This window comes from Rhodanobacter sp. Soil_C_14 (assembly GCF_057657335.1).
In genome coordinates, this window is record NZ_JBDGIQ010000005.1 from 58,694 (window position 1) to 77,976 (window position 19,283).

Annotated in this window: 17 protein-coding genes; 13 read left to right on the forward strand and 4 right to left on the reverse strand. The window is 67.1% G+C overall.

Annotated elements, in window-relative coordinates; all coding sequences use genetic code 11:
• Positions 1-214 precede the first annotated feature (214 nt).
• The 3 genes from AC3A56_RS12825 to AC3A56_RS12835 all read left to right on the forward strand — a co-directional run bounded on the left by AC3A56_RS12825 (position 215) and on the right by AC3A56_RS12835 (position 4,400).
• Positions 215-3,355 carry an efflux RND transporter permease subunit gene (locus tag AC3A56_RS12825; protein ID WP_487770586.1) on the forward strand — a complete coding sequence of 1,047 codons (3,141 nt, stop codon included), beginning with the start codon at positions 215-217 and terminating at the stop codon, positions 3,353-3,355.
• A 171-nt stretch (positions 3,356-3,526) separates the two neighbouring features.
• Positions 3,527-3,829, forward strand: coding sequence for a LysM peptidoglycan-binding domain-containing protein (locus tag AC3A56_RS12830; protein WP_487770587.1), 303 nt, complete (start codon positions 3,527-3,529; stop codon positions 3,827-3,829).
• A gap of 37 nt (positions 3,830-3,866) precedes the next feature.
• On the forward strand, positions 3,867-4,400 hold the full coding sequence (locus tag AC3A56_RS12835) for a hypothetical protein (protein ID WP_487770588.1): 534 nt from the start codon (positions 3,867-3,869) through the stop codon (positions 4,398-4,400).
• 79 nt (positions 4,401-4,479) lie between these two features.
• Here AC3A56_RS12835 and AC3A56_RS12840 read toward each other — a convergent pair whose 3' ends face one another.
• On the reverse strand, positions 4,480-4,848 hold the full coding sequence (locus AC3A56_RS12840; RefSeq protein WP_235580593.1) for a hypothetical protein: 369 nt from the start codon (positions 4,846-4,848) through the stop codon (positions 4,480-4,482).
• 199 nt (positions 4,849-5,047) lie between these two features.
• Between AC3A56_RS12840 and AC3A56_RS12845 the strand changes: the two genes are divergently transcribed.
• Together AC3A56_RS12845 and AC3A56_RS12850 are read left to right on the forward strand one after the other, a co-directional pair.
• Complete coding sequence (locus tag AC3A56_RS12845; RefSeq protein ID WP_487770589.1) at positions 5,048-7,273, forward strand: NADP-dependent isocitrate dehydrogenase; 2,226 nt, start codon at positions 5,048-5,050, stop codon at positions 7,271-7,273.
• A gap of 122 nt (positions 7,274-7,395) precedes the next feature.
• Positions 7,396-8,415, forward strand: a complete 1,020-nt coding sequence (locus AC3A56_RS12850) for a TraB/GumN family protein (RefSeq protein ID WP_487770590.1) — start codon at positions 7,396-7,398, stop codon at positions 8,413-8,415.
• 13 nt (positions 8,416-8,428) lie between these two features.
• Here the strand turns inward: AC3A56_RS12850 and AC3A56_RS12855 are convergent, their stop codons facing one another.
• Entirely contained in the window at positions 8,429-9,373 is a 945-nt protein-coding gene (locus AC3A56_RS12855; RefSeq protein WP_487770591.1) for an aldo/keto reductase, read from the reverse strand.
• A gap of 74 nt (positions 9,374-9,447) precedes the next feature.
• Complete coding sequence (locus AC3A56_RS12860) at positions 9,448-9,630, reverse strand: hypothetical protein (protein WP_487770592.1); 183 nt, start codon at positions 9,628-9,630, stop codon at positions 9,448-9,450.
• Between the two features lie 107 nt (positions 9,631-9,737).
• Between AC3A56_RS12860 and AC3A56_RS12865 the strand changes: the two genes are divergently transcribed.
• The 5 genes from AC3A56_RS12865 to AC3A56_RS12885 all read left to right on the forward strand — a co-directional run bounded on the left by AC3A56_RS12865 (position 9,738) and on the right by AC3A56_RS12885 (position 14,201).
• Complete coding sequence (locus AC3A56_RS12865; RefSeq protein WP_487770593.1) at positions 9,738-10,652, forward strand: LysR substrate-binding domain-containing protein; 915 nt, start codon at positions 9,738-9,740, stop codon at positions 10,650-10,652.
• A 90-nt stretch (positions 10,653-10,742) separates the two neighbouring features.
• Positions 10,743-11,855, forward strand: coding sequence for an S-(hydroxymethyl)glutathione dehydrogenase/class III alcohol dehydrogenase (locus AC3A56_RS12870; protein ID WP_487770594.1), 1,113 nt, complete (start codon positions 10,743-10,745; stop codon positions 11,853-11,855).
• A gap of 83 nt (positions 11,856-11,938) precedes the next feature.
• Complete coding sequence (locus tag AC3A56_RS12875) at positions 11,939-12,601, forward strand: NYN domain-containing protein (protein WP_056713878.1); 663 nt, start codon at positions 11,939-11,941, stop codon at positions 12,599-12,601.
• 76 nt (positions 12,602-12,677) lie between these two features.
• Entirely contained in the window at positions 12,678-13,631 is a 954-nt protein-coding gene (locus AC3A56_RS12880) for a class I SAM-dependent methyltransferase (protein ID WP_487770595.1), read from the forward strand.
• A 33-nt stretch (positions 13,632-13,664) separates the two neighbouring features.
• Positions 13,665-14,201: a pseudouridine synthase gene (locus AC3A56_RS12885; protein ID WP_056713875.1), complete on the forward strand. Its 537-nt coding sequence runs from the start codon at positions 13,665-13,667 to the stop codon at positions 14,199-14,201.
• Between the two features lie 24 nt (positions 14,202-14,225).
• Here AC3A56_RS12885 and AC3A56_RS12890 read toward each other — a convergent pair whose 3' ends face one another.
• A complete protein-coding gene (locus AC3A56_RS12890; RefSeq protein ID WP_056713873.1) occupies positions 14,226-15,023 on the reverse strand; it encodes a TatD family hydrolase in 798 nt (265 codons plus the stop codon).
• A 452-nt stretch (positions 15,024-15,475) separates the two neighbouring features.
• Between AC3A56_RS12890 and AC3A56_RS12895 the strand changes: the two genes are divergently transcribed.
• The 3 genes from AC3A56_RS12895 to AC3A56_RS12905 form a co-directional block, all read left to right on the forward strand.
• Positions 15,476-15,925 carry a post-PEP-CTERM-1 domain-containing protein gene (locus AC3A56_RS12895; protein ID WP_056713871.1) on the forward strand — a complete coding sequence of 150 codons (450 nt, stop codon included), beginning with the start codon at positions 15,476-15,478 and terminating at the stop codon, positions 15,923-15,925.
• Entirely contained in the window at positions 15,922-17,922 is a 2,001-nt protein-coding gene (locus AC3A56_RS12900; RefSeq protein WP_487770596.1) for a PA domain-containing protein, read from the forward strand. Before AC3A56_RS12895 ends, AC3A56_RS12900 begins: the two co-directional genes overlap by 4 nt.
• 245 nt (positions 17,923-18,167) lie before the next feature.
• A partial coding sequence (locus AC3A56_RS12905) for an ESPR-type extended signal peptide-containing protein (RefSeq protein WP_487770597.1) occupies positions 18,168-19,283 on the forward strand: 1,116 nt, incomplete at its 3' end.

A 19,283-nucleotide genomic window follows, 5' to 3' on the forward strand; every position in this document is an offset into this window, starting at 1 on the left:
CTCCTGCGCAAGGCAGGATAGAGCTGTGCGCCGTGCTCCCCCCCTGCTCGCCCCCAAAGGGACTTCCTGCGGTCGCAGGGAGGGTTGGGGTGGGGTCGCTCTTCGGCGGGAGTCGTTCCGATCAACCTTTTGGCGACCAGGACGTTGAGGGTGGGATGATCCGTTCACGCGTCCTCTGCGATACCCCCGCCCATCCCCTGCTCACGTTGATCCCATGAACATCTCCGGCACCTTCATCCGCCGCCCGATCGGCACCTCGCTGCTGGCGATCGGCCTGTTCGTGGGCGGCATGATCTGCTACTTCCTGCTCGGCGTGGCGGCGCTGCCGAACATGCAGTTCCCCGCGATCTTCGTGCAGGCCAGCCAGGCCGGCGCGGACGCCGGCACCATGGCGTCCACCGTGGCCGCGCCGCTGGAGCGGCACCTGGGCCAGGTGCCCGGCATCGAGACGATGCGCTCGTCCAGCTCCGAGGGCAGCACCTTCGTCTTCATGATGTTCCAGAACGGCACCGACCTGGACGCGGCCGCGCGCGACGTGCAGGCGGCGATCAACTCGGCGGCGCCGGACCTGCCCAGCGGCCTCAACGGCGCACCGGGCTACCAGAAGGCCAACCCGAACGACGATCCGATCATCGCGCTGGCGATGACCTCCGACACCCAGTCCGCCGCCGACCTCTACAACGCCGCCGACTCGCTGCTGGCCCAGCGGCTGCGCCAGCTGCCCGGCGTGTCGTCGGTGGAGATCGCCGGCGCCGCCACGCCGGCGATCCGCGTCGACGTGAACCTGCGCGCGCTGAACGCGATGGGCTTGTCGCCGGACCAGCTGCGCAATGCGCTGAGCGCGGCCAACGTCACCTCGCCGGAGGGCTTCCTGTCCAACGGCAAGACCACCATGGCGATCAGCGCCACCACGCAGATGCACAGCGCCGACGAATTCGCCCAGCTGGTGATCGCCAACCGCAATGGCACGCCGGTGCGGCTGTCCGACGTGGCCAGGGTCTACGCCGGCCAGCAGGACGCGTACCAGGCGGCCTGGTTCCGCGGCAAGCCGGCGGTGCTGATGTACGTCTACAAGAAGGCCGACGCCAACGTGATCGCCACGGTGGACCTGGTCAAGGACCAGCTGCCGACCCTGCGCGCCTACCTGCAGCCGGGCACCGAACTCACCCCGTTCTTCGACGGCACGCCGACCATCCGCGCCTCGCTGCACGAGGTGCAGGCCACCTTGCTGATCTCGCTGGCGATGGTGATCCTCACGATGGCGCTGTTCCTGCGCCGGCTGGCGCCCACGCTGATCGCGGCGGCAGCCGTGCCGCTGTCACTGGCCGGCGCGTTCGTGGTGATGTACATCCTCGGCTACACCCTGAACAACCTCACCCTGCTGGCGCTGGTGATCGCGATCGGCTTCGTGGTCGACGACGCGATCGTGGTGATCGAGAACATCATCCGCCACATCGACAACGGCATGACGCGGATGCAGGCCACCCTCGCCGGCGCCCGCGAAATCGGCTTCACCATCGTGTCGATCACCGCCTCGCTGATCGCGGTGTTCATCCCGCTGCTGTTCGCCGGCGGCGTCACCGGCATGTTCATGCACGAATTCGCGGTGACCCTGGTGTCGGCGATCGTGGTTTCCGCGCTGGTCTCGCTGACCCTCACGCCGGCGCTGTGCGGACGCTTCCTCAGCGGGCATGACGCGCACAAGGCGGCGGCGCCGTCGCGACTGGCGCGTTCGCTGGACGGTTTCCACGCCGGCATGCTGCGGGTCTACACCCGCGCGCTGAACTTCTCGCTGCGGCACGCGCTGCTGTTCGCGCTGACGCCGCTGGCGCTGATCGTGGCCACCTTCTTCCTGTTCGGCGTGGTCAAGACCGGCCTGTTCCCGCAGCAGGACACCGGCCTGATCTGGGGCCGCGCCAGTTCCAGCGCCACGGTCTCCTTCGCCGAGAGCAAGCAGCGGCTGGAACGGCTGACCGCGATGCTGATGGCCGATCCCGACGTGGCCACCGTGGGCTCGCGCCTGGGCAGCAGCCGACAGGGCACCAGCGGCTCGTTCAACATCGACCTGAAGACCCGGGCGCAGGGTCGCAAGGACGACACCTTCACCGTGCTGGCGCGACTCAGCGCCAAGGCGGCCAAGTATCCCGACCTCAACCTGCGCCTGCGCCCGGTGCAGGACCTGCCCAGCGGCGGCGGTGGCGGCACCAGCCAGGGCGCCCAGTACCAGGTTTCACTGCAGGGCAACGACCAGGCCAGCCTGCAGGAATGGCTGCCGAAGCTGCAGGCCGAGCTGAAGAAGAATCCCAAGCTCAGCGACGTGGGCACCGACGTCGACGAAGCGGGCCTGCGCCAGAACATGGTGATCGACCGCGACAAGGCCGCGCGCCTGGGCGTGTCGATCGGCGCGATCGACGGCGCGCTCTACGACGCCTTCGGCCAGCGCCAGGTCAGCACGATCTACTCCGACATCAACCAGTACAAGGTGGTGGTCAACGCGCTGCCCGACCAGACCGCCACGCCCGATGCGCTGAACCGCATCTACGTCGCCTCCAGCAGCGGCAGGATGATTCCGATCACCGCCTTCACCCGGCAGGAGCCGGGGCTGGCGCCATCGCAGATCACCCACGAAAACCAGTACAGCACGATGGATCTCAGCTTCAACCTCGCGCCCGGCGTCAGCATGGGCGAGGCGATGGGGATCATCCAGGGCACCGTGCAGAACATGCGCATGCCCGGCGACATCAAGGTGCAGATGGGCGGCAACTTCCGGCGCTTCGAGCAATCGCAGAGCGGCATGGGCTGGCTGATCCTGGCCGCCGTGCTGACCGTCTACATCGTGCTGGGCATGCTGTACGAAAACCTGATCCATCCGGTGACCATCCTGTCCACCCTGCCGGCCGCCGGCGTCGGCGCGCTGCTGGCGTTGTGGCTCACCGGCACCGAATTGTCGGTGGTGGCGCAGATCGCGCTGGTGCTGCTGATCGGCATCGTCAAGAAAAACGCGATCATGATGATCGACTTCGCCCTGGTCGCCGAACGCGAGCACGGCAAGAGTCCGCTCGAAGCCGCGCGCGAGGCGTGCACCGTGCGCTTCCGCCCGATCATGATGACCACGATGGTGGCGATCCTCGCCGCGCTGCCCATCGCGATCGGCCTGGGCGAAGGCAGCGAACTGCGCCGCCCGCTGGGCATCGCCCTGATCGGCGGCCTGCTGATCTCGCAAAGCCTCACCCTGCTGAGCACCCCGGCGCTGTACGTGATCTTCTCCTGCCTGGCCGAACGGCGCAGGGCGTGGTCGGCGCGCCGACGCGAGCGCCAGCTGGCGCGGCGCCGCCGTCAGCTGGCGGGGGCGTGACGACGGCCGTCGTGAATCCTCCGGGTATCCGACCGTGCCGCTGGTCACCAGTGAACAGGGACGCTCCCGGCACCGGCTTCCAGGCTGAACACTTCGGCAACGCACTCACAAGGCGTTAACCGGACGACCGTTACCTATGACTCCCTCTTCAATAGAGACGGAGACAACGCCATGGGCAACGAAACCGGCAAGCCGGACTTCTCCGACGTGCGCAGCGAGGTGCGCAGCCAGGCCGCGCAGATGCCGCCTGCGGCGAAGGCCGATTTCAGCGACGTGCAATCGCATGTGAGTTCGACTGCCGACGAAACCACGGTCTACGAAGTGGTGGCAGGCGACAGCCTGTCGAAGATTGCCAGGCATTTCTATGGCAACGGCAATGCGTGGAAGCCGATCTTCGATGCGAACCGTGACCAGCTCACCGACCCGGACCACATCAAGGCCGGGCAGATGCTGAAAATTCCGGCGAAGCCCTGAGCAACGACACCGCAAGCCCCGCAACAGGAGACATGCCATGAAGATGACTCGCCAACCCCTGATCCTCACCGCATCACTGGCCGCAGCGCTGGCGCTGGGCGGCTGCGGCAAGACCGACGATTCGGCCTCGCAGATTCCCGCCACGCCACCGCCCGCGGCCACGGCGCCGGCGCCTCCGCCCACCACCATGGCGCCCGCCCCCGCCAGCACCGCGGCCATGGGCATGGACAACACCGGCAACGCGGCGGCGATCAGCTTCAGCTCGGTCCAGCTGGGTTCCAGCGTGGACGCGAACAACCGGATCGCGGCCAGCGGCGACTCGTTCGCGCCGAAGGACAGCATCTACGCGTCGGTCGATACGACGGGCAGTGGCAACGGCACGCTGGCCGCGAAGTGGACCTACCAGGATGGCCAGACCGTGCATGAGGACAGCAAGGCGCTGAATGCGAGCGGGCCGGAAACCACCGTGTTCATGATCAGCAAGCCGAGCGGTTTCCCCGCCGGCAACTACAAGGTGGACATCTCGCTGGACGGCAAGCCGGTCGCCAGCAAGGACTTCTCGATCAAATGAACGGGTGAGGTCCGTGTCGGGCGTGCGGCGCGACGCGCCGCACGCCCGACCGTTCCGGTCAGCGTTCCGGACCGACCGTTCAGGCCGGCAAGGCCGCGGCGGCGTGCTGCAATGACAGGCCGGTTTCCCGCTTGAAGCGCAGGGCCAGCTGTTCGCGCAGGGCCAGACGTTCATCCGCATCGCGCCCGGCCCCATGCAATTCCACATGCCGCCATACCGCCACACTGGCCAGTTGCGCACCGGGCACTTCGGAATGGCGGCGGCTGTCGCCCTGCCAGTACACCGCGACCCAGCCTTCCGGCTCCGCCGAGTGGGTTTCGTCCACCGGCAGGATCAGCGAGCCGTCCAGCAAGGACAGCGCGCATTCGCGGCCGTCGGCGTGCTGGCAGGTGTACAGCGGTTGCAGGCCGGCGATGAAGTCGACGATGGATTGGCTCAACTGACTCATATTCCTTCCTTGTCATGGGCGTTGATCACGCGCTGCACCTGACGGTGCAGTCGGCCGGCACTTGCCGCGCCAGCCGGCGCATTCTGGCATGGCTACACGCCCGCGCACCGCCTGCGGTGGCCGGGGACGGGCATTCGCGCGACAATGGGCAGTCATCTGTCGCGGTTATGCCGCCCTTGCCAGGGAATCCCCGCTCGCCATGTCCCAGACCCCGAAGATCATCTACACCCTCACCGATGAAGCGCCATTCCTGGCCACCCAGTCGCTGCTGCCGATCGTCAGCGCGTTCGCCGGCACCGCGGGCATCCGGCTGGAGACGCGCGACATCTCGCTGGCCGGCCGCATCATCGCGCTGTTCCCGGAAATGCTGAAGGAAGACCAGCGCATCGCCGACGACCTCGCCGAGCTGGGCCAGCTGGCCACCACGCCGGAAGCGAACATCATCAAGCTGCCCAACATCAGCGCCTCGATGCCGCAGCTGAAGGCCGCGATCAGGGAATTGCAGGGCCAGGGTTACGCGCTGCCGGACTATCCGGATGCGCCGAAGGACGATGCCGAAAAGGACATCAGGGCGCGCTACGACCGGGTCAAGGGCAGCGCGGTGAACCCGGTGCTGCGCGAGGGCAATTCCGATCGCCGCGCGCCGGTCTCGGTGAAGAACTATGCGCGCAAGCACCCGCACAAGATGGGTGCCTGGAGCGGCGATTCGCAGACCCATGTGGCGCACATGGACGGCGGCGACTTCTACGGCAGCGAAAAGTCCGTCGTGGTCGGGAAGGCCGGCAACGTCAGCATCGAATGGTTCGGCAAGGACGGCAGCCACAGTGTGCTGAAGCCGAAGACCGCGCTGCTCGCGGACGAGATCATCGACGCGTCGGTGATGAGCCGCAAGGCGCTGGCCGGCTTCATCGATGCGCAGATCGCCGAAGCGAAGAAGCGCGGCGTGCTGTTCTCGCTGCACCTCAAGGCCACCATGATGAAGGTCTCCGACCCGATCATGTTCGGCGTGGCGGTGGGCGAGTTCTACAAGGACGTGCTGGCGAAACACGCCGACGTGCTGAAGCAGGCCGGCTTCAACCCGAACAACGGCATCGGCGACCTGTACGCGCGCCTCGGCTCGCTGACCGACGCGCAGCAGGCGGCGATCAAGGCCGACATGGATGCCGAGTACGCGCAGCGCCCGGGCGTGGCGATGGTCAATTCCGACAAGGGCATCACCAACCTGCACGTGCCCAGTGACGTGATCATCGACGCCTCGATGCCGGCGATGATCCGCGACTCCGGCAAAATGTGGAACGCCGAAGGCAAGCTGCAGGACATCGTGGCGGTGATCCCCGACCGCTGCTACGCCGGCGTGTACCAAGCCACCATCGAGGACTGCAAGGCGCACGGCGCGTTCGATCCGGCCACCATGGGCAGCGTGCCCAACGTGGGCCTGATGGCGCAGGCGGCCGAGGAATACGGCTCGCACGACAAGACCTTCCAGATCGCCGGCGACGGCGTGGTCAAGGTGATCGACGAGGCGGGCAGCGTGCTGCTGCAGCACGACGTGGAGGCCGGCGACATCTGGCGCATGTGCCAGACCAAGGATGCGCCGATCCGCGACTGGGTGAAGCTGGCAGTGGGCCGCGCCCGGCACACGCCGGCGGTGTTCTGGCTCGATCCGCAGCGCGCGCATGACGCCCAGGTGATCGCCAAGGTCGAGCGTTACCTGAAGGATTATGACCTCAGCGGGCTGGACATCCGCATCATGGATCCGGTGGCGGCCACGAAGTTCTCGCTGGAGCGCATCCGCCAGGGGCTGGACACCATCTCGGTCACCGGCAACGTGCTGCGCGACTACCTCACCGACCTGTTCCCGATCATGGAGCTGGGCACCAGCGCGAAGATGCTGTCGATCGTGCCGCTGATGAACGGTGGCGGCCTGTTCGAGACCGGCGCCGGTGGTTCCGCGCCGAAACACGTGCAGCAGTTCCTCGAAGAGAACTACCTGCGCTGGGATTCGCTGGGCGAATTCCTGGCGCTGGCCGCCTCGCTGGAACACCTGGGCAGCCGCTACGGCAGCGCCGAGGTGGACGTGCTGGCGAAGACCCTGGACCAGGCCAACGGCAAGTTCCTCGACACCGACAAGTCGCCCTCGCGCAAGGTCGGTGGCATCGACAACCGCGGCAGCCATTTCTACCTGGCGATGTACTGGGCCCAGGCACTGGCCGCCCAGGACGTGAACGCGGAGCTGAAGGCGAAGTTCGCGCCGCTGGCGAAGCTGCTGACCGAGAACGAGCAGAAGATCGTCGCCGAACTTGCGGAAGTGCAGGGTCACGGCGTCGAGATCGGTGGCTACTACCATCCCGACATGACCAGGGTCGGCCAGGCGATGCGCCCGAGCGCGACATTGAACGCGGCGCTGGCGCAGCTGTCGAAGTGACGCGCTGAGCCGGTCCGTGCCGGAAACGGGGCGCCGATCGGCGCCCCGTTTTTCTTTACGGCCGCGCCCGCCTTCGGGTCGCGCGGCATCGCCGGTCATCATCTGGAGAGGGAGTTTTCGCGATGCGTGTTTGGCAAGGGCTGTGTCCGCTGCTGCTGGTCGTCACCCTGCCGCTGTTCGCGCAATCGGCGTCCGCGCCGGCGCCGGCGTCATCCGCCTCGTCCCCGGTCGCCGACCTGCCGATGGTGGTGGTCAGCGGCGTGCAACCCGGGCCGGGTCTGTGGAAGGTCAGCAAGGGCGATCACGTGATGTGGGTGTTGGGCACGCTGTCGCCGTTGCCCCGCGACATGCAGTGGCAGGCGCAGGAGGTGGAGCAGGTGATCGCCGCCTCGCAACAGGTGCTGCTGGCGCCTGCGGTCAGGCTCGAGGCCAAGGTGGGTTTCTTCGGCAAGCTCTTCCTGCTGCCCTCGGCGTACAGCGCGCGCAAGAACGACGACGGTCGCAGCCTGCAGGACGTGCTGCCGCCGCCGGTGCATGCACGCTGGCTGGTGTTGAAGCAGAAGTACATCGGCCGCGATCGCGGCGTCGAGCGCTGGCGTCCGCTGTTCGCCTCGGAGGAGCTTTACCACAAGGCGCTGAAGGCGAACGGCCTGAGTCGTTCCGGTGGCATCCAGGCGAGCATCGATGGCCTGGCCAAACAGCACGGCGTGGCCGAGGTGCCGGTGGACTATCGCGTGGTGATCGAGCATCCGCGCGAGGCGATCAAGGCCTTCAGGCAGGCGGCGCCACACGACACCACCTGCTTCATCCGCACCCTGGACAGCGTGGAGCACGACATGCCGGCGATGACCGCACGGGCGAACGCCTGGGCCACCGGCGACCTGCAAACCCTGCGCCGACTGCCCGACAGCGATCGCCGTGACGCCTGCGTGGCGGCGGTGACCGGCGCCGGCTTTGCGCAGACACTGGGTCTCGGCGACGTGCCGGCACGCCTGCGCACCACCTGGCTGACGGCCGCGCGCAAGGCGCTGACGGCCAACGCGCAGACCTTCGCCTTGCTGCCGATGGACGAGCTGCTGAACCCTGACGGCTACCTGGCCACGTTGCGCGCCGAGGGCTACCAGGTCGACGCGCCGGAATGATCCGTACGGACGGTCAGGCGCTGGCGACATCCAGTCGTGCGATCTCGCTGTCGTCCAGCTGCAGCCCGGTGGCGCCGAGCAATTCGCGCAGCTGCTCCACGCTGGTGGCGCTGACGATCGGCGCGGTGAGGCCGGGGCGGGCGATCAGCCAGGCTAGTGCGACCTGGGCGGGAGTGGCGTGGTGGGCGGCGGCCACCGCGTCCAGCGCGGCCAGCACCTGCAGGCCGTGCGGGTTCAGGAACTTCTTCACTGCGCCGCCGCGTGCCGAACTCTTGGCGAGATCTGACGCGCTCCGATATTTCCCGCTGAGGAAGCCGCTGGCCAGCGCGTAATAGCTGATCACGCCGATGTTCTCGCGGCGGATCAGCGGTTCCAGTTCCTGCTCGTAGCCGGCGCGGCTGACCAGGTTGTACTCCGGCTGCAGGCTTTCGTAGCGGGGCAGGCCGTGCCGTTGCGACATCGCCAGCGCGTCGGCGAAACGGGCGGCGCTGAAGTTGGACGCGCCGATCACGCGCACCTTGCCGGCCTCGATCAAGCGGGCAAAGGCGCCCAGGGCTTCTTCCATCGGCACGCTGGCGTCGTCCTCGTGCGCCTGGTACAGGTCGATGCAGTCGACCTGCAGGCGCTGCAGCGAACCGTCCACTGCCTGCTGGATGTTCACCGGCGACAGGCCCGGCTGCTCGGCCCACTTGGCCACCTTGGTCGAGATCACCACGCGGTCGCGCTTGCCGCTCTGCTTCAGCCACTTGCCGATGATGGTTTCCGATTCGCCGCCACGGTTGCCCGGCACCCACGCCGGATAGACGTCCGCGGTGTCGATCAGGTTGCCGCCGGCGTCGACGAAGGCATCGAGCAGTTCGAATGAACGCTTCTCGTCGGCGCTCCAGCCGAACACGTTGCCGCCGAAGGCGAGCGGGGCGATGGAAAGCGGCGAGTTGCCGAGCGGGCGCTGGTGCATGGAATACCCCGGATAGCGATGAGCGATGCAGCCGAAGTGGCTGCATCTCCGCGGTATTCAAGCCCGGGTCGGGTTCAGCGTGGACTCGCCATGCGCGGCCACACGTGCGCGCAGCAGGCCATCACGGTGCGTTTGGCCAGGGTGACTTGCTTGCCATCTTGCGGGGGTTTGGCCGGTGCGTCGGGCTGCCAGTCCAGGTATTCCTTGCGCACCAGATGGCCGTGCAGGAACAGCAGATCTTTCCACAACGAGTTCATGGGAAGCCTCCTCGGGAGGATTGCGTCTTGGGGAGAGCTCAAGATACGCACGTCACAGATCGCCAAAAAGCGATATATTCGCAAGCCAGGCTTGAGGGAAATTCAAGATGGGAAAGTTGCCGCTGGGTCTGTTGCAGCAGTTCGTGCTGGTTGCCCGGCAAGGCAACCTGTCGCGCGCGGCGGCCCAGGCGAATCTCACCGTCAGCGCCCTCAGCCATCAGATGCGCCAGCTGGAAGAGCGACTGGAACAGCGCCTGTTCGAACGCGGGCCGCGTGGCGTGAAGCTGACCACCGAGGGCTGCAGCCTGCTCGATGCGGTGGGCGAGCACCTCGATCGTATCGAGCATGCGCTGTTGCGTTATCGCAAGCAGGCGCATGACACGTTCACGCTGAGCGCCAGCGCGGGAATCATGTCGGGCTGGCTGGTGCCGCGGCTGCCGCGACTGGTTGCCGCGCATCCCGAACTGGAGCTCAACCTGCAATCGGGCTCCTCCCTGGTGAATTTCGAGCGCGAGCCGGTCGACGCCGCGCTGCGCTACGGGCGCGGCAAGTGGGAAGGCCTGCACAGCGAACGCCTGTTCGGTGAATGGATCGCGCCGGTCGTCGCGCCGGAACTGGTGGCGAAAATGGCCGGCGCCGATCCGCACGACCTGTCGCAATGGCCGCTGCTCGGCGATCCCAATCCGTCCAGTCGCTGGAAGGACTGGTTCGCCAAGGTCGGCGGTTCGCCGCCGCGCCGTTACGTGGCGAATTTCGACAGCTTCGATGCGCTGCGACATGCAACGCTGGAAGGTCTCGGTGTGGCGATGGGGCGCATGGTGATGTCGAAGTCGCTGATCGACGCCGGCCGGCTGATGGTGCTGGGCGAGCGCTATCTGGCGGTGGAGGATGCGTACTGGCTGGTGTATCCGGCGCGCTCGAAGGACCATCCGGGGCTGCAGGTGTTTCGCCAATGGTTGCTGGCCGAAGCCGACGATTACTGCAGCAATCTGCCGGTGCCCGGCAACGACGGTGCTCCTTGATCAGCGTTGCCCCGGGCTGAAACGGTTTCGAAAACGCTCTGCGCCAGTCATCATTCTTCGTTGTGCATTCGACTGTGAGGAGCTGAAACCATGAAGTCACGCGCCGCCGTCGCCTGGGAAGCAGGCAAGCCGTTGTCGATCGAGCAAGTGGATGTCGCCGGCCCGAAGGCGGGCGAGGTGCTGGTGCGCATCGTCGCCACCGGCGTCTGCCACACCGACGCGTTCACCTTGTCCGGCGCCGATCCGGAGGGCATGTTCCCGGTGATCCTGGGCCACGAGGGCGGCGGCATCGTCGAGGAAGTCGGCGAGGGCGTCACCTCGCTGAAGGTCGGCGACCACGTGATCCCGCTGTACACGCCCGAATGCGGCGAGTGCAAGTTCTGCCTGTCCGGCAAGACCAACCTGTGCCAGAAGATCCGCGTGACCCAGGGCCAGGGCCTGATGCCCGACGGCACGTCGCGCTTCTCGCTGGACGGCAAGCCGCTGCTGCACTACATGGGCACCAGCACGTTCAGCGAATACACCGTGCTGCCGGAGATCTCGCTGGCGAAGATCAACCCGGCCGCGCCGCTGGAAAAGGTCTGCCTGCTCGGTTGCGGCATCACCACCGGCATCGGCGCGGTACTGAACACCGCGAAGGTGGAGCCGGGCGCATCGGTGGCGGTGTTCGGCCTGGGCGGCATCGGTCTGTCGGTGGTGCAGGGCGCAGTGATGGCGAAAGCCGGGCGCATCGTGGTGGTCGATACCAACCCGACCAAGTTCGAGATGGCCAGGCTGCTGGGCGCCACCGACTGCATCAACCCGAAGGATTACCCGGACACGCCGATCCAGCAGGTGATCGTCGAGCTCACCGACGGCGGCGTGGACTATTCGTTCGAGTGCATCGGCAACGTCCACGTGATGCGCTCGGCGCTGGAGTGCTGCCACAAGGGCTGGGGCGAGTCGATCATCATCGGCGTGGCCGGCGCCGGCCAGGAGATCAGCACGCGGCCGTTCCAGCTGGTCACCGGGCGGGTCTGGCGCGGTTCGGCGTTCGGCGGGGTGAAGGGCCGCTCGCAGCTGCCCGGTTACGTCGACCGCTACATGGCCGGCGAGATCCGCATCGACGAGATGATCACCGAAGTGCTGCCGCTGGAACGCATCAACGAGGCGTTCGACCTGATGCACGAGGGCAAGGTGATCCGCTCGGTGATCCACTACTGACGTAGAATGTGCGGGCGCCGCCAGCCACGCTGGCGGCGTTCGCCGTTTTCCATGTCTGCACACGTCATGCCCAGGGTCGTTCCATGAGCCGCACTGCCATCCTCGTCGACGGTGCCTTCTTTCTTGCCCGCTATCGCAAGGTCTACGGCGAGCGCGATGCCGGTGATGCGCGCGCGGTGGCCAAGACCGTGTTCGGCATGGCGCTGGAGCACCTGAAGGCGGTCGACCGCCCGCGCGAACAGCTGTACCGGATCTTCTTCTACGATTGCCCGCCGCTGGAAAAGAGTTTCATCAAGCCGGTCAGCGGCGACAGTGTCGACTTCGGCCGTACCGGCGCTGCCGCGTTTCGCCGCGAGCTGCACGACCAGCTGCGTCGCCAGCGCAAGATGGCGCTGCGGCTGGGGCGCCTGTCCGAGCGCGGCGAGTGGCAGCTGAAGCGCAGTACCTACCAGCAGTTGCGCGACGGCAGCCTGCGCTGGGACGATCTGGACGATGGCCATTTCGAGCCGGACATGCGCCAGACCCAGGTCGACATGAAGATCGGCATCGACATCGCGGCGCTGACCTACAAGAAGCTGGTCGACCAGATCATCCTGATCGCCGGCGACGCGGATTTCATCCCCGCCGCAAAGCTGGCCCGCTACGAAGGCATCGACTTCATCCTCGACCCGATGTGGCAGGGCATCGCGCCGGATCTGCACGAACACATCGACGGCCTGCAATCGGTGTGCCCGCGTCCGTCCTGAGGCCTCCACCGGGATTGCACATGGTTTTCGTGATATTGGAAGTTCGAACGTTCCGCCACACGCCAGGGAGTTGACCATGATTCGTGCAACCGCAGCGGCGAAACCTGCCGGGATCGGCATCGCGGCAGTCTTGCTGCTGGCATCCGCGCTGCTGCTGCCCGGGCCTGCCCGCGCGCAGGCCGCGTCGGCCGGATCGGTGGAGTCGGACCAGCCCGTGGATGAACTGGTGCCGCCCACCAGCGCCAGCGACTTCACCGCTTCGCAACTGGACAGCGTGCTGGCCGGCAGCTGGCGTTCGCCCGCCAACCGCGCGCGCGACGCCTACCGCCATCCCAAGGCCACCCTGCAGTTCTTCGGCGTGCGGCCGGACCAGACGGTGATCGAGATCACGCCCGGCGGTGGCTGGTACGCGGAAATCCTGGCGCCGCTGCTGAACGACAACGGCCATTACATCGCCGCGGAGAAAGCCCCGTCCGCCGACAGCGAGGCACGCAGCGACGACAGCGCGTTGCGTCGGAAATTCGCCGCCGACCCGGCGCATTACGGCAATGCCCGCATCGTCGAATTCGATGCCGCCGCGCCGAAGTTCGGGGCGCCCGGTTCGGCCGACGTGGTGCTGACCTTCCGCAACGTGCACAACTGGATTGCTGCCGATAAAGGCACGGCCGGCATCGGGCCGGCCATGTTCAAGGCCTTCTTCGACGTGCTCAAGCCCGGCGGCGTGCTCGGCGTGGTCGATCACCGCGCCAGCGAAGGCGCCGTGATCGATGCGGTGAAAGGCAGCGGCTACCTGCCCACGCCGTACGTGGTGAAGCTGGCGACCGATGCCGGCTTCGTGCTGGAGGAAAGTAGCGAAGTCAACGCGAATCCGAAAGACACGAAGGACTATCCGAAGGGCGTCTGGACCCTGCCGCCGACCCTGACCCTGGGCGACCAGGACAAGGCCAAGTACCAGGCGATCGGCGAGTCGGACCGGATGACGCTGAAGTTCGTCAAGCCGACGGCGCCCGCCGGAAACGAAGCGCATTGAACATGGCCTGATGCGCTGCGCTGTCACGCCCACATGCTGATCGCCCTCAACAAGCCTTACGGCGTGCTCTGCCAGTTCACCGATGATCGCGGTCGCCCGACGCTGGCGGATTTCGTCGTGCAAAAGGACGTCTATGCGGCTGGACGGCTGGATCAGGACAGCGAGGGCCTGCTGCTGCTGACCGACGACGGGCGCCTCGCCCATCGACTCACCGATCCCCGCCACAAGCAGGCCAAGACCTACCTGGCGCAGCTCGACGGCAGCGTCGACGAGGCGGCGCTGCATAAGCTTTCGCGTGGCCTGGTGCTGAGCGATGGCCCGACCCTGCCGGCCGAGGCGAAGCTCGTCGACGAGCCGACATGGCTGTGGCCGCGCAACCCGCCCGTGCGTTTCCGCAAGGCGATCCCGACCAGCTGGATCAGCCTCACGCTGCGCGAAGGACGCAACCGGCAGGTGCGCCGGATGACCGCCGCGGCCGGGTTCCCGACCCTGCGCCTGATCCGCGTGCAGATTGGCGAACACCGGCTGGCCGGCCTCGCTCCGGGCGAGACGCGCGTGCTGGCGGACTGACCCGCCGCGCCGCTGCGCAGCCTGTCACGAGCTGCGCGGCAGGCCGAAGAACGCCTCGGCCGTCGCGGTGCTGTTCGCCGCCGTCACGGCCACGCTTTCGCCGCGATCGCGGGCGATTTCCTCGCAGATGTGCTTCAGGTACATCGGCTCGTTGCGCCGGTGCGCGGGCTGCGGGCGCACCGTGCGCGGCAGCAGGTAGGGCGCGTCCGTTTCGATCATCAGCCGATTCGCCGGGATCTCGCGCACCAGTTCGCGCAAATGCGTGCCACGGCGTTCGTCGCAGATCCAGCCAGTGATGCCGATATGGCAGTCCAGCGCCAGGTAGTCACGCAGCGCCTCGCCGGTATCGGTGAAACAGTGCACCACCGCCCCCGGAACCTTGTCGCGGTAGCGGGCGAGCAGGGCGACGAAGTCGCCGTGGGCATCGCGCTGGTGCAGGAACAGCGGCTTGCCCGCGTCCACCGCCAGCTGCAGTTGCCGTTCGAACACCTGCAGCTGCACCCCGCGTGGCGAGTAGTTGCGGTTGTAGTCCAGGCCGGTTTCGCCGATGGCCACCACCGCGGGGTCCTGCGCGAACTCGCGCAGCGCCGCGTCGGTCGCATCGTCGTATTCCACGGCGTGGTGGGGATGGACGCCAGCCGTGGCAAACAGTCGGGCCGGATGCCGGGCCGCCAGCACGCGGGCGCTGGCACTGCCGTCGCGCGACGCGCCGGTGACAATCATCCGGTCCACGCCGTGCGCATGCGCACGTTGCATCACAGCATCCAGGTCGTGATGGAAGGACTCGTGGGTGAGGTTGGCGCCGATATCGATGAGAGACATGCGTTTTTCCGGGACATTCGTCGATCATGTTGCCAGAACCGCGTCGCCGGGTCCCTGTTCGCGTACCTCCATCCGGTACGTTTTGCCTCAATGGATGAAGGTCCGCCGTCCGGGAAGGTGCCGAGTCGGGGTTTCTCGGCGCAACGCAGCATGCGATCAAAGGCGGATCGCCCGCGTAGTCGCGCTCGCGTGCGGACGATGGTCTCGCGCATCTGCCCAGCGAGTCCCCGGTTACCCGGAAAAAGTCGCGTTGACCACCGCTGGAACTTGCGATAGTTTCAAGCGACGGCGTCACATTCCTGACGTCGTGGGGCAGGTGTCGTGCGAAGGGGGAGCTTTCGCATGATTCCGTCAATCCCCAACCAGGACATTCAACAACGCGCGCGTGGAAATGCGCGTGACGGGCTTTTGCACGCCTCGAACGAGGTGCGGCTTTCAACGGGAGGGATTGCATGGACAAGAAATGGGTAGCGCGCGGTTCGGGTCTGGCACTGGCTGGACTGCTTATCGCCACGGCGGCCACCGCGGCCGAACCACAGACGGCGGTGCAGGCAACATCGGTAACGGTGCAGGGCGTGCAGGTGGCGATTTCGCCGACCGGTCAGCTCGTGGCCCCCACGCCGGAGCAGCGCGCGGCTTTGTCGCGGGCGATGCTGCAGCAGTCCGCGACTGCGTCTTCGAAGCGCACCCTTGGCCAGCCGGCCGCGCCGCGTAACGAGGCCGAGGCTCGTGCCACCTTCCATACCTTCAAGCTCAGGAATGGGCATGCCGCGGTGGGCATGGCCTTGCCGGAGAATCTCATGAGCAGCCTGGTCGCCGAGCGTCGGGCCGACGGCAGCCTGAGCATCCATCACGAGGGTGACACCCAGAGCGCCCCGGCATCGGTGGAGGTGACGAAATGATCCGTCGCAACCGCATGTTCAACGCATTCCTCGGTCTCGGCCTGATCTTCATGGCTGGCCAGGTGTCGGCCGCCGACATCAAGATCTCCAACCAGGACGTCGGCACTGGCCAGGGCCTGGATGATCCGACGCCCGCCACGCCGGTCGGTGGCAATCCGGGTACCACGCGCGGCGAGCAGGCACAGATCGTGTTCAAGTTCGCGGCCGACATCTGGGGCGCGGTGCTGCAGAGCGACGTTCCGGTCACGGTCAGCGCCAGCTTCGCCAAGCTCAGCTGCGACGCCACTTCGGGCGTACTTGGCTCGGCGGGCACCACCAACATCTACTCCTTCGCGGCACCGGCGCCACAGGGCGCGGTCGCCAATACCTGGTATCACTCGGCGCTGTTTGATTCGCTCGCCGGCGAGGATGCGGGCGACGGTGCAGCGGACATTCGTGCACGCTTCAACGGCGCGCTCGGTTCCACCGGTTGCCTCGAGGGTTCCAGCTGGTACTTCGGTCTGGATGGCAAGCAGCCGGCCGGCAGCATCGACTTCCTCAACGTGGTGCTGCACGAGATGGCCCACGGCCTGGGCTTCTCCGGTTTCGGCAGCCTCACCACCGGCCAGCCGCTGCAGGGCAACGATGGCGTCGGTCGCCAGGACATCTACACGACCTTCGTCTACGACGATACCCAGCAGATGAGCTGGTATGCGATGACGCCGACCCAGCGTGTCGCCTCGGCGCTCAACGACGGCAACCTCGTGTTCACCGGCGCCAACGTGAAGGAACAGGCGCCGCTGGCACTGGGCAAGGTGACCACGCTGCGTGTCTCCGCACCGGCGGGTGCCGCCGGCGACTATACCTTCAACCAGAGCAGCAGCCCGATTCCGGCAACTCCGGCCAATTTCAGCGGCTCGATCATCGGGGCGATCAGTCCCCCGCTTTCGCCCAGCACCAGCAACCTCGAGGGCTGCAACCCGTTCACCAACGCAGCCGACGTGGCCGGCCATCTCGTGCTGGTCAATCGCGGCACCTGCTCTTTCGACATCAAGGCAGGCAACGCCATCGCCGCCGGCGCGACCGGCGTCATCATTGCCAACAACGCCGCCGGCACCATCGTGCCCGCCATCACGGCGAGCATCCCGGTGATCTCGGTCAGCCAGGCTGACGGCAACACGTTGCGGGCGAATCTGGCGGGTCTGACCGGTGCTCTCGTCCTCGGCGACAAGATGGCCGGTGCCGACGCGGCCGGCAACGTGCAGCTGTACGCACCGACCGTGCTGGCGCAGGGCTCGTCGTTCTCGCACTACGACACGCGCCTGACTCCCAATGCGCTCATGGAATACGCCATCAATGCGGATCTGGCGGGCCATATCGACCTCGACCTGACCCCCGCGCTGTTCCAGGACGAAGGCTGGCAGTTGAACGAGGGTACGCAGAGCCTGCTGGGCTGCGACAGCGGTATCCCGACCTGGCTGCCCGGTGGTGTGGTGATCGGTGCCAACGTGGTCGCCAACGCCAGGATCATCGCCGGTGCTGCTTCGACGGTAGGCGATTATCGCCCGGCGGTGCGCGCCTACGCGGCTGGCCTCGCCACTGACGGCCTCATCACCGGCGCTCAGGCCAGCAGCCTCAATGCCTGCCTCAGTGATGCGGAAACCCTGAACCAGTGGAAGGCGTGGAGTGCGTTTGCGCCGCAGGAAATCTCCGCCGGTGTCACCGTGCCGGGGCAATCCGGTGCGGCGGCTTCGAGCAAGGTGTACACGCTCGAGGTACCGGCCGGGGCGCTGGGCTTGAGCCTGCGCACGCTGGGCGGCACGGGTGACGTGACGGTCTACGTGAAGCTTGGTTCGCAGGCTTCGCCGACGGACTATGGCTGGAAGTCGGTGCATGCCCGCACCAACAGCGAAGCGGTGATGATCACGCGTCCGGTGGCGGGAACCTACTACCTCACCGTATATGGCGAGACCGACTACAGCGGCGTGACGGTGCTGGGCAACTTCACCCAGCGGTAAGCCACAGATCGCCTGGCAGCGACGACTCCGGTCGTCCTGCCAGGCTCCTCTGGGTCGGTCTTCTGTCGCGGCCAGGCAATCAATCCATTGCTTCGCATCGTGGCAGGCGCATCGTTCCGAGGCGTGGCATCGCGTCTGCCGGCGATCGGCAAATCCGAATTTTTCGCACCAGCGGCCGGGCCATCGCGGCAGGCCATGGCTGGTGCCATCCATAGAGTTGCATGTCATAACCGCCGAGGTGTTGCATGAACAAGATTTACAGGAAGGTATGGAGCCGCACGCTGGGCGCCATGGTTGCCGTTTCCGAGCTGGCCTCGACCCGCGGCAAGGCAGGGTCCGTCGGGCTGGTTTGCGGCGCGGTTGCACTGGTTGGTGCGCTGGCACTGGCTCCCGTCGCCACGGCCTCGGCCCAGAACCTGCCGGCAACGTGCCAGCTCGATGTGGGCACGCCGGGTGCGGTATCCGGTGACGACGCCTTCGTCTGCGGTCCGGATGCTTCCGCGACCGGTGATCGTGCGACGGCGGTGGGCGCACTCAGCTTCGCCGGGTCCGACGACAGCGCAGCCTTTGGCGCCGGTGCGCTGGCGCTGGGCATCGGCTCTTCGGCGACGGGCAGCAGCAGCGTGGCGATCGGTCAGGAAAGTTCGGCCTACGGCTTCCAGTCCGATGCCGAAGGTGACTACAGCACGGCGGTAGGCGCGAGCGCCGTGGCACTGGGCGAAGGTTCCACGGTGGTCGGTTGGGGCGGCAGTGCGCTTGGCGTGTTCTCCGTGGCCACCGGTTATGGCGCGGTCGCGACGGGCGACAACAGCGTGGCCAGCGGTGCGAACGCGATGGCTGACGGCATCGGCAGCGTGGCGACCGGCAGCAGCAGTCATGCGGCGGCGGACAACAGCTCGGCGTACGGCAACGGCGCCCAGGCCATCGGCGGCAACAGCTCGGCCTACGGTGCGGGCGCGACGGCGACCGGTGCGGACAGCGTGGCGATCGGCGGAGAGGCGACCAACATCCTGACCGGTACCACCGGTGCGGCGACGGCGGGCGACGGCGGCACCGCCATCGGCGCCAGCGCGATCGCCAGTGGTCTGGCGGCGTCATCGGTGGGCATCGGTGCGCAGGCTGACGGTGACGAATCCACCGCGCTGGGCGCGCTGGCGTATACCCCGGGCACGTATGCCACGGCGGTCGGCGCCGAATCGGCGGCGACCGGCGAGTATTCGACCACGGTGGGCTCGACGTCGGTGGCCACCGGTGACCAATCCGTCGCCCTGGGCTTCGGGGCAGCGGCGACGCAGATAGCGACCGTGGCGGTTGGCGCGCAGAGTTTTGCCGCCGGCGTGGCGGCCACGGCGACCGGTTAC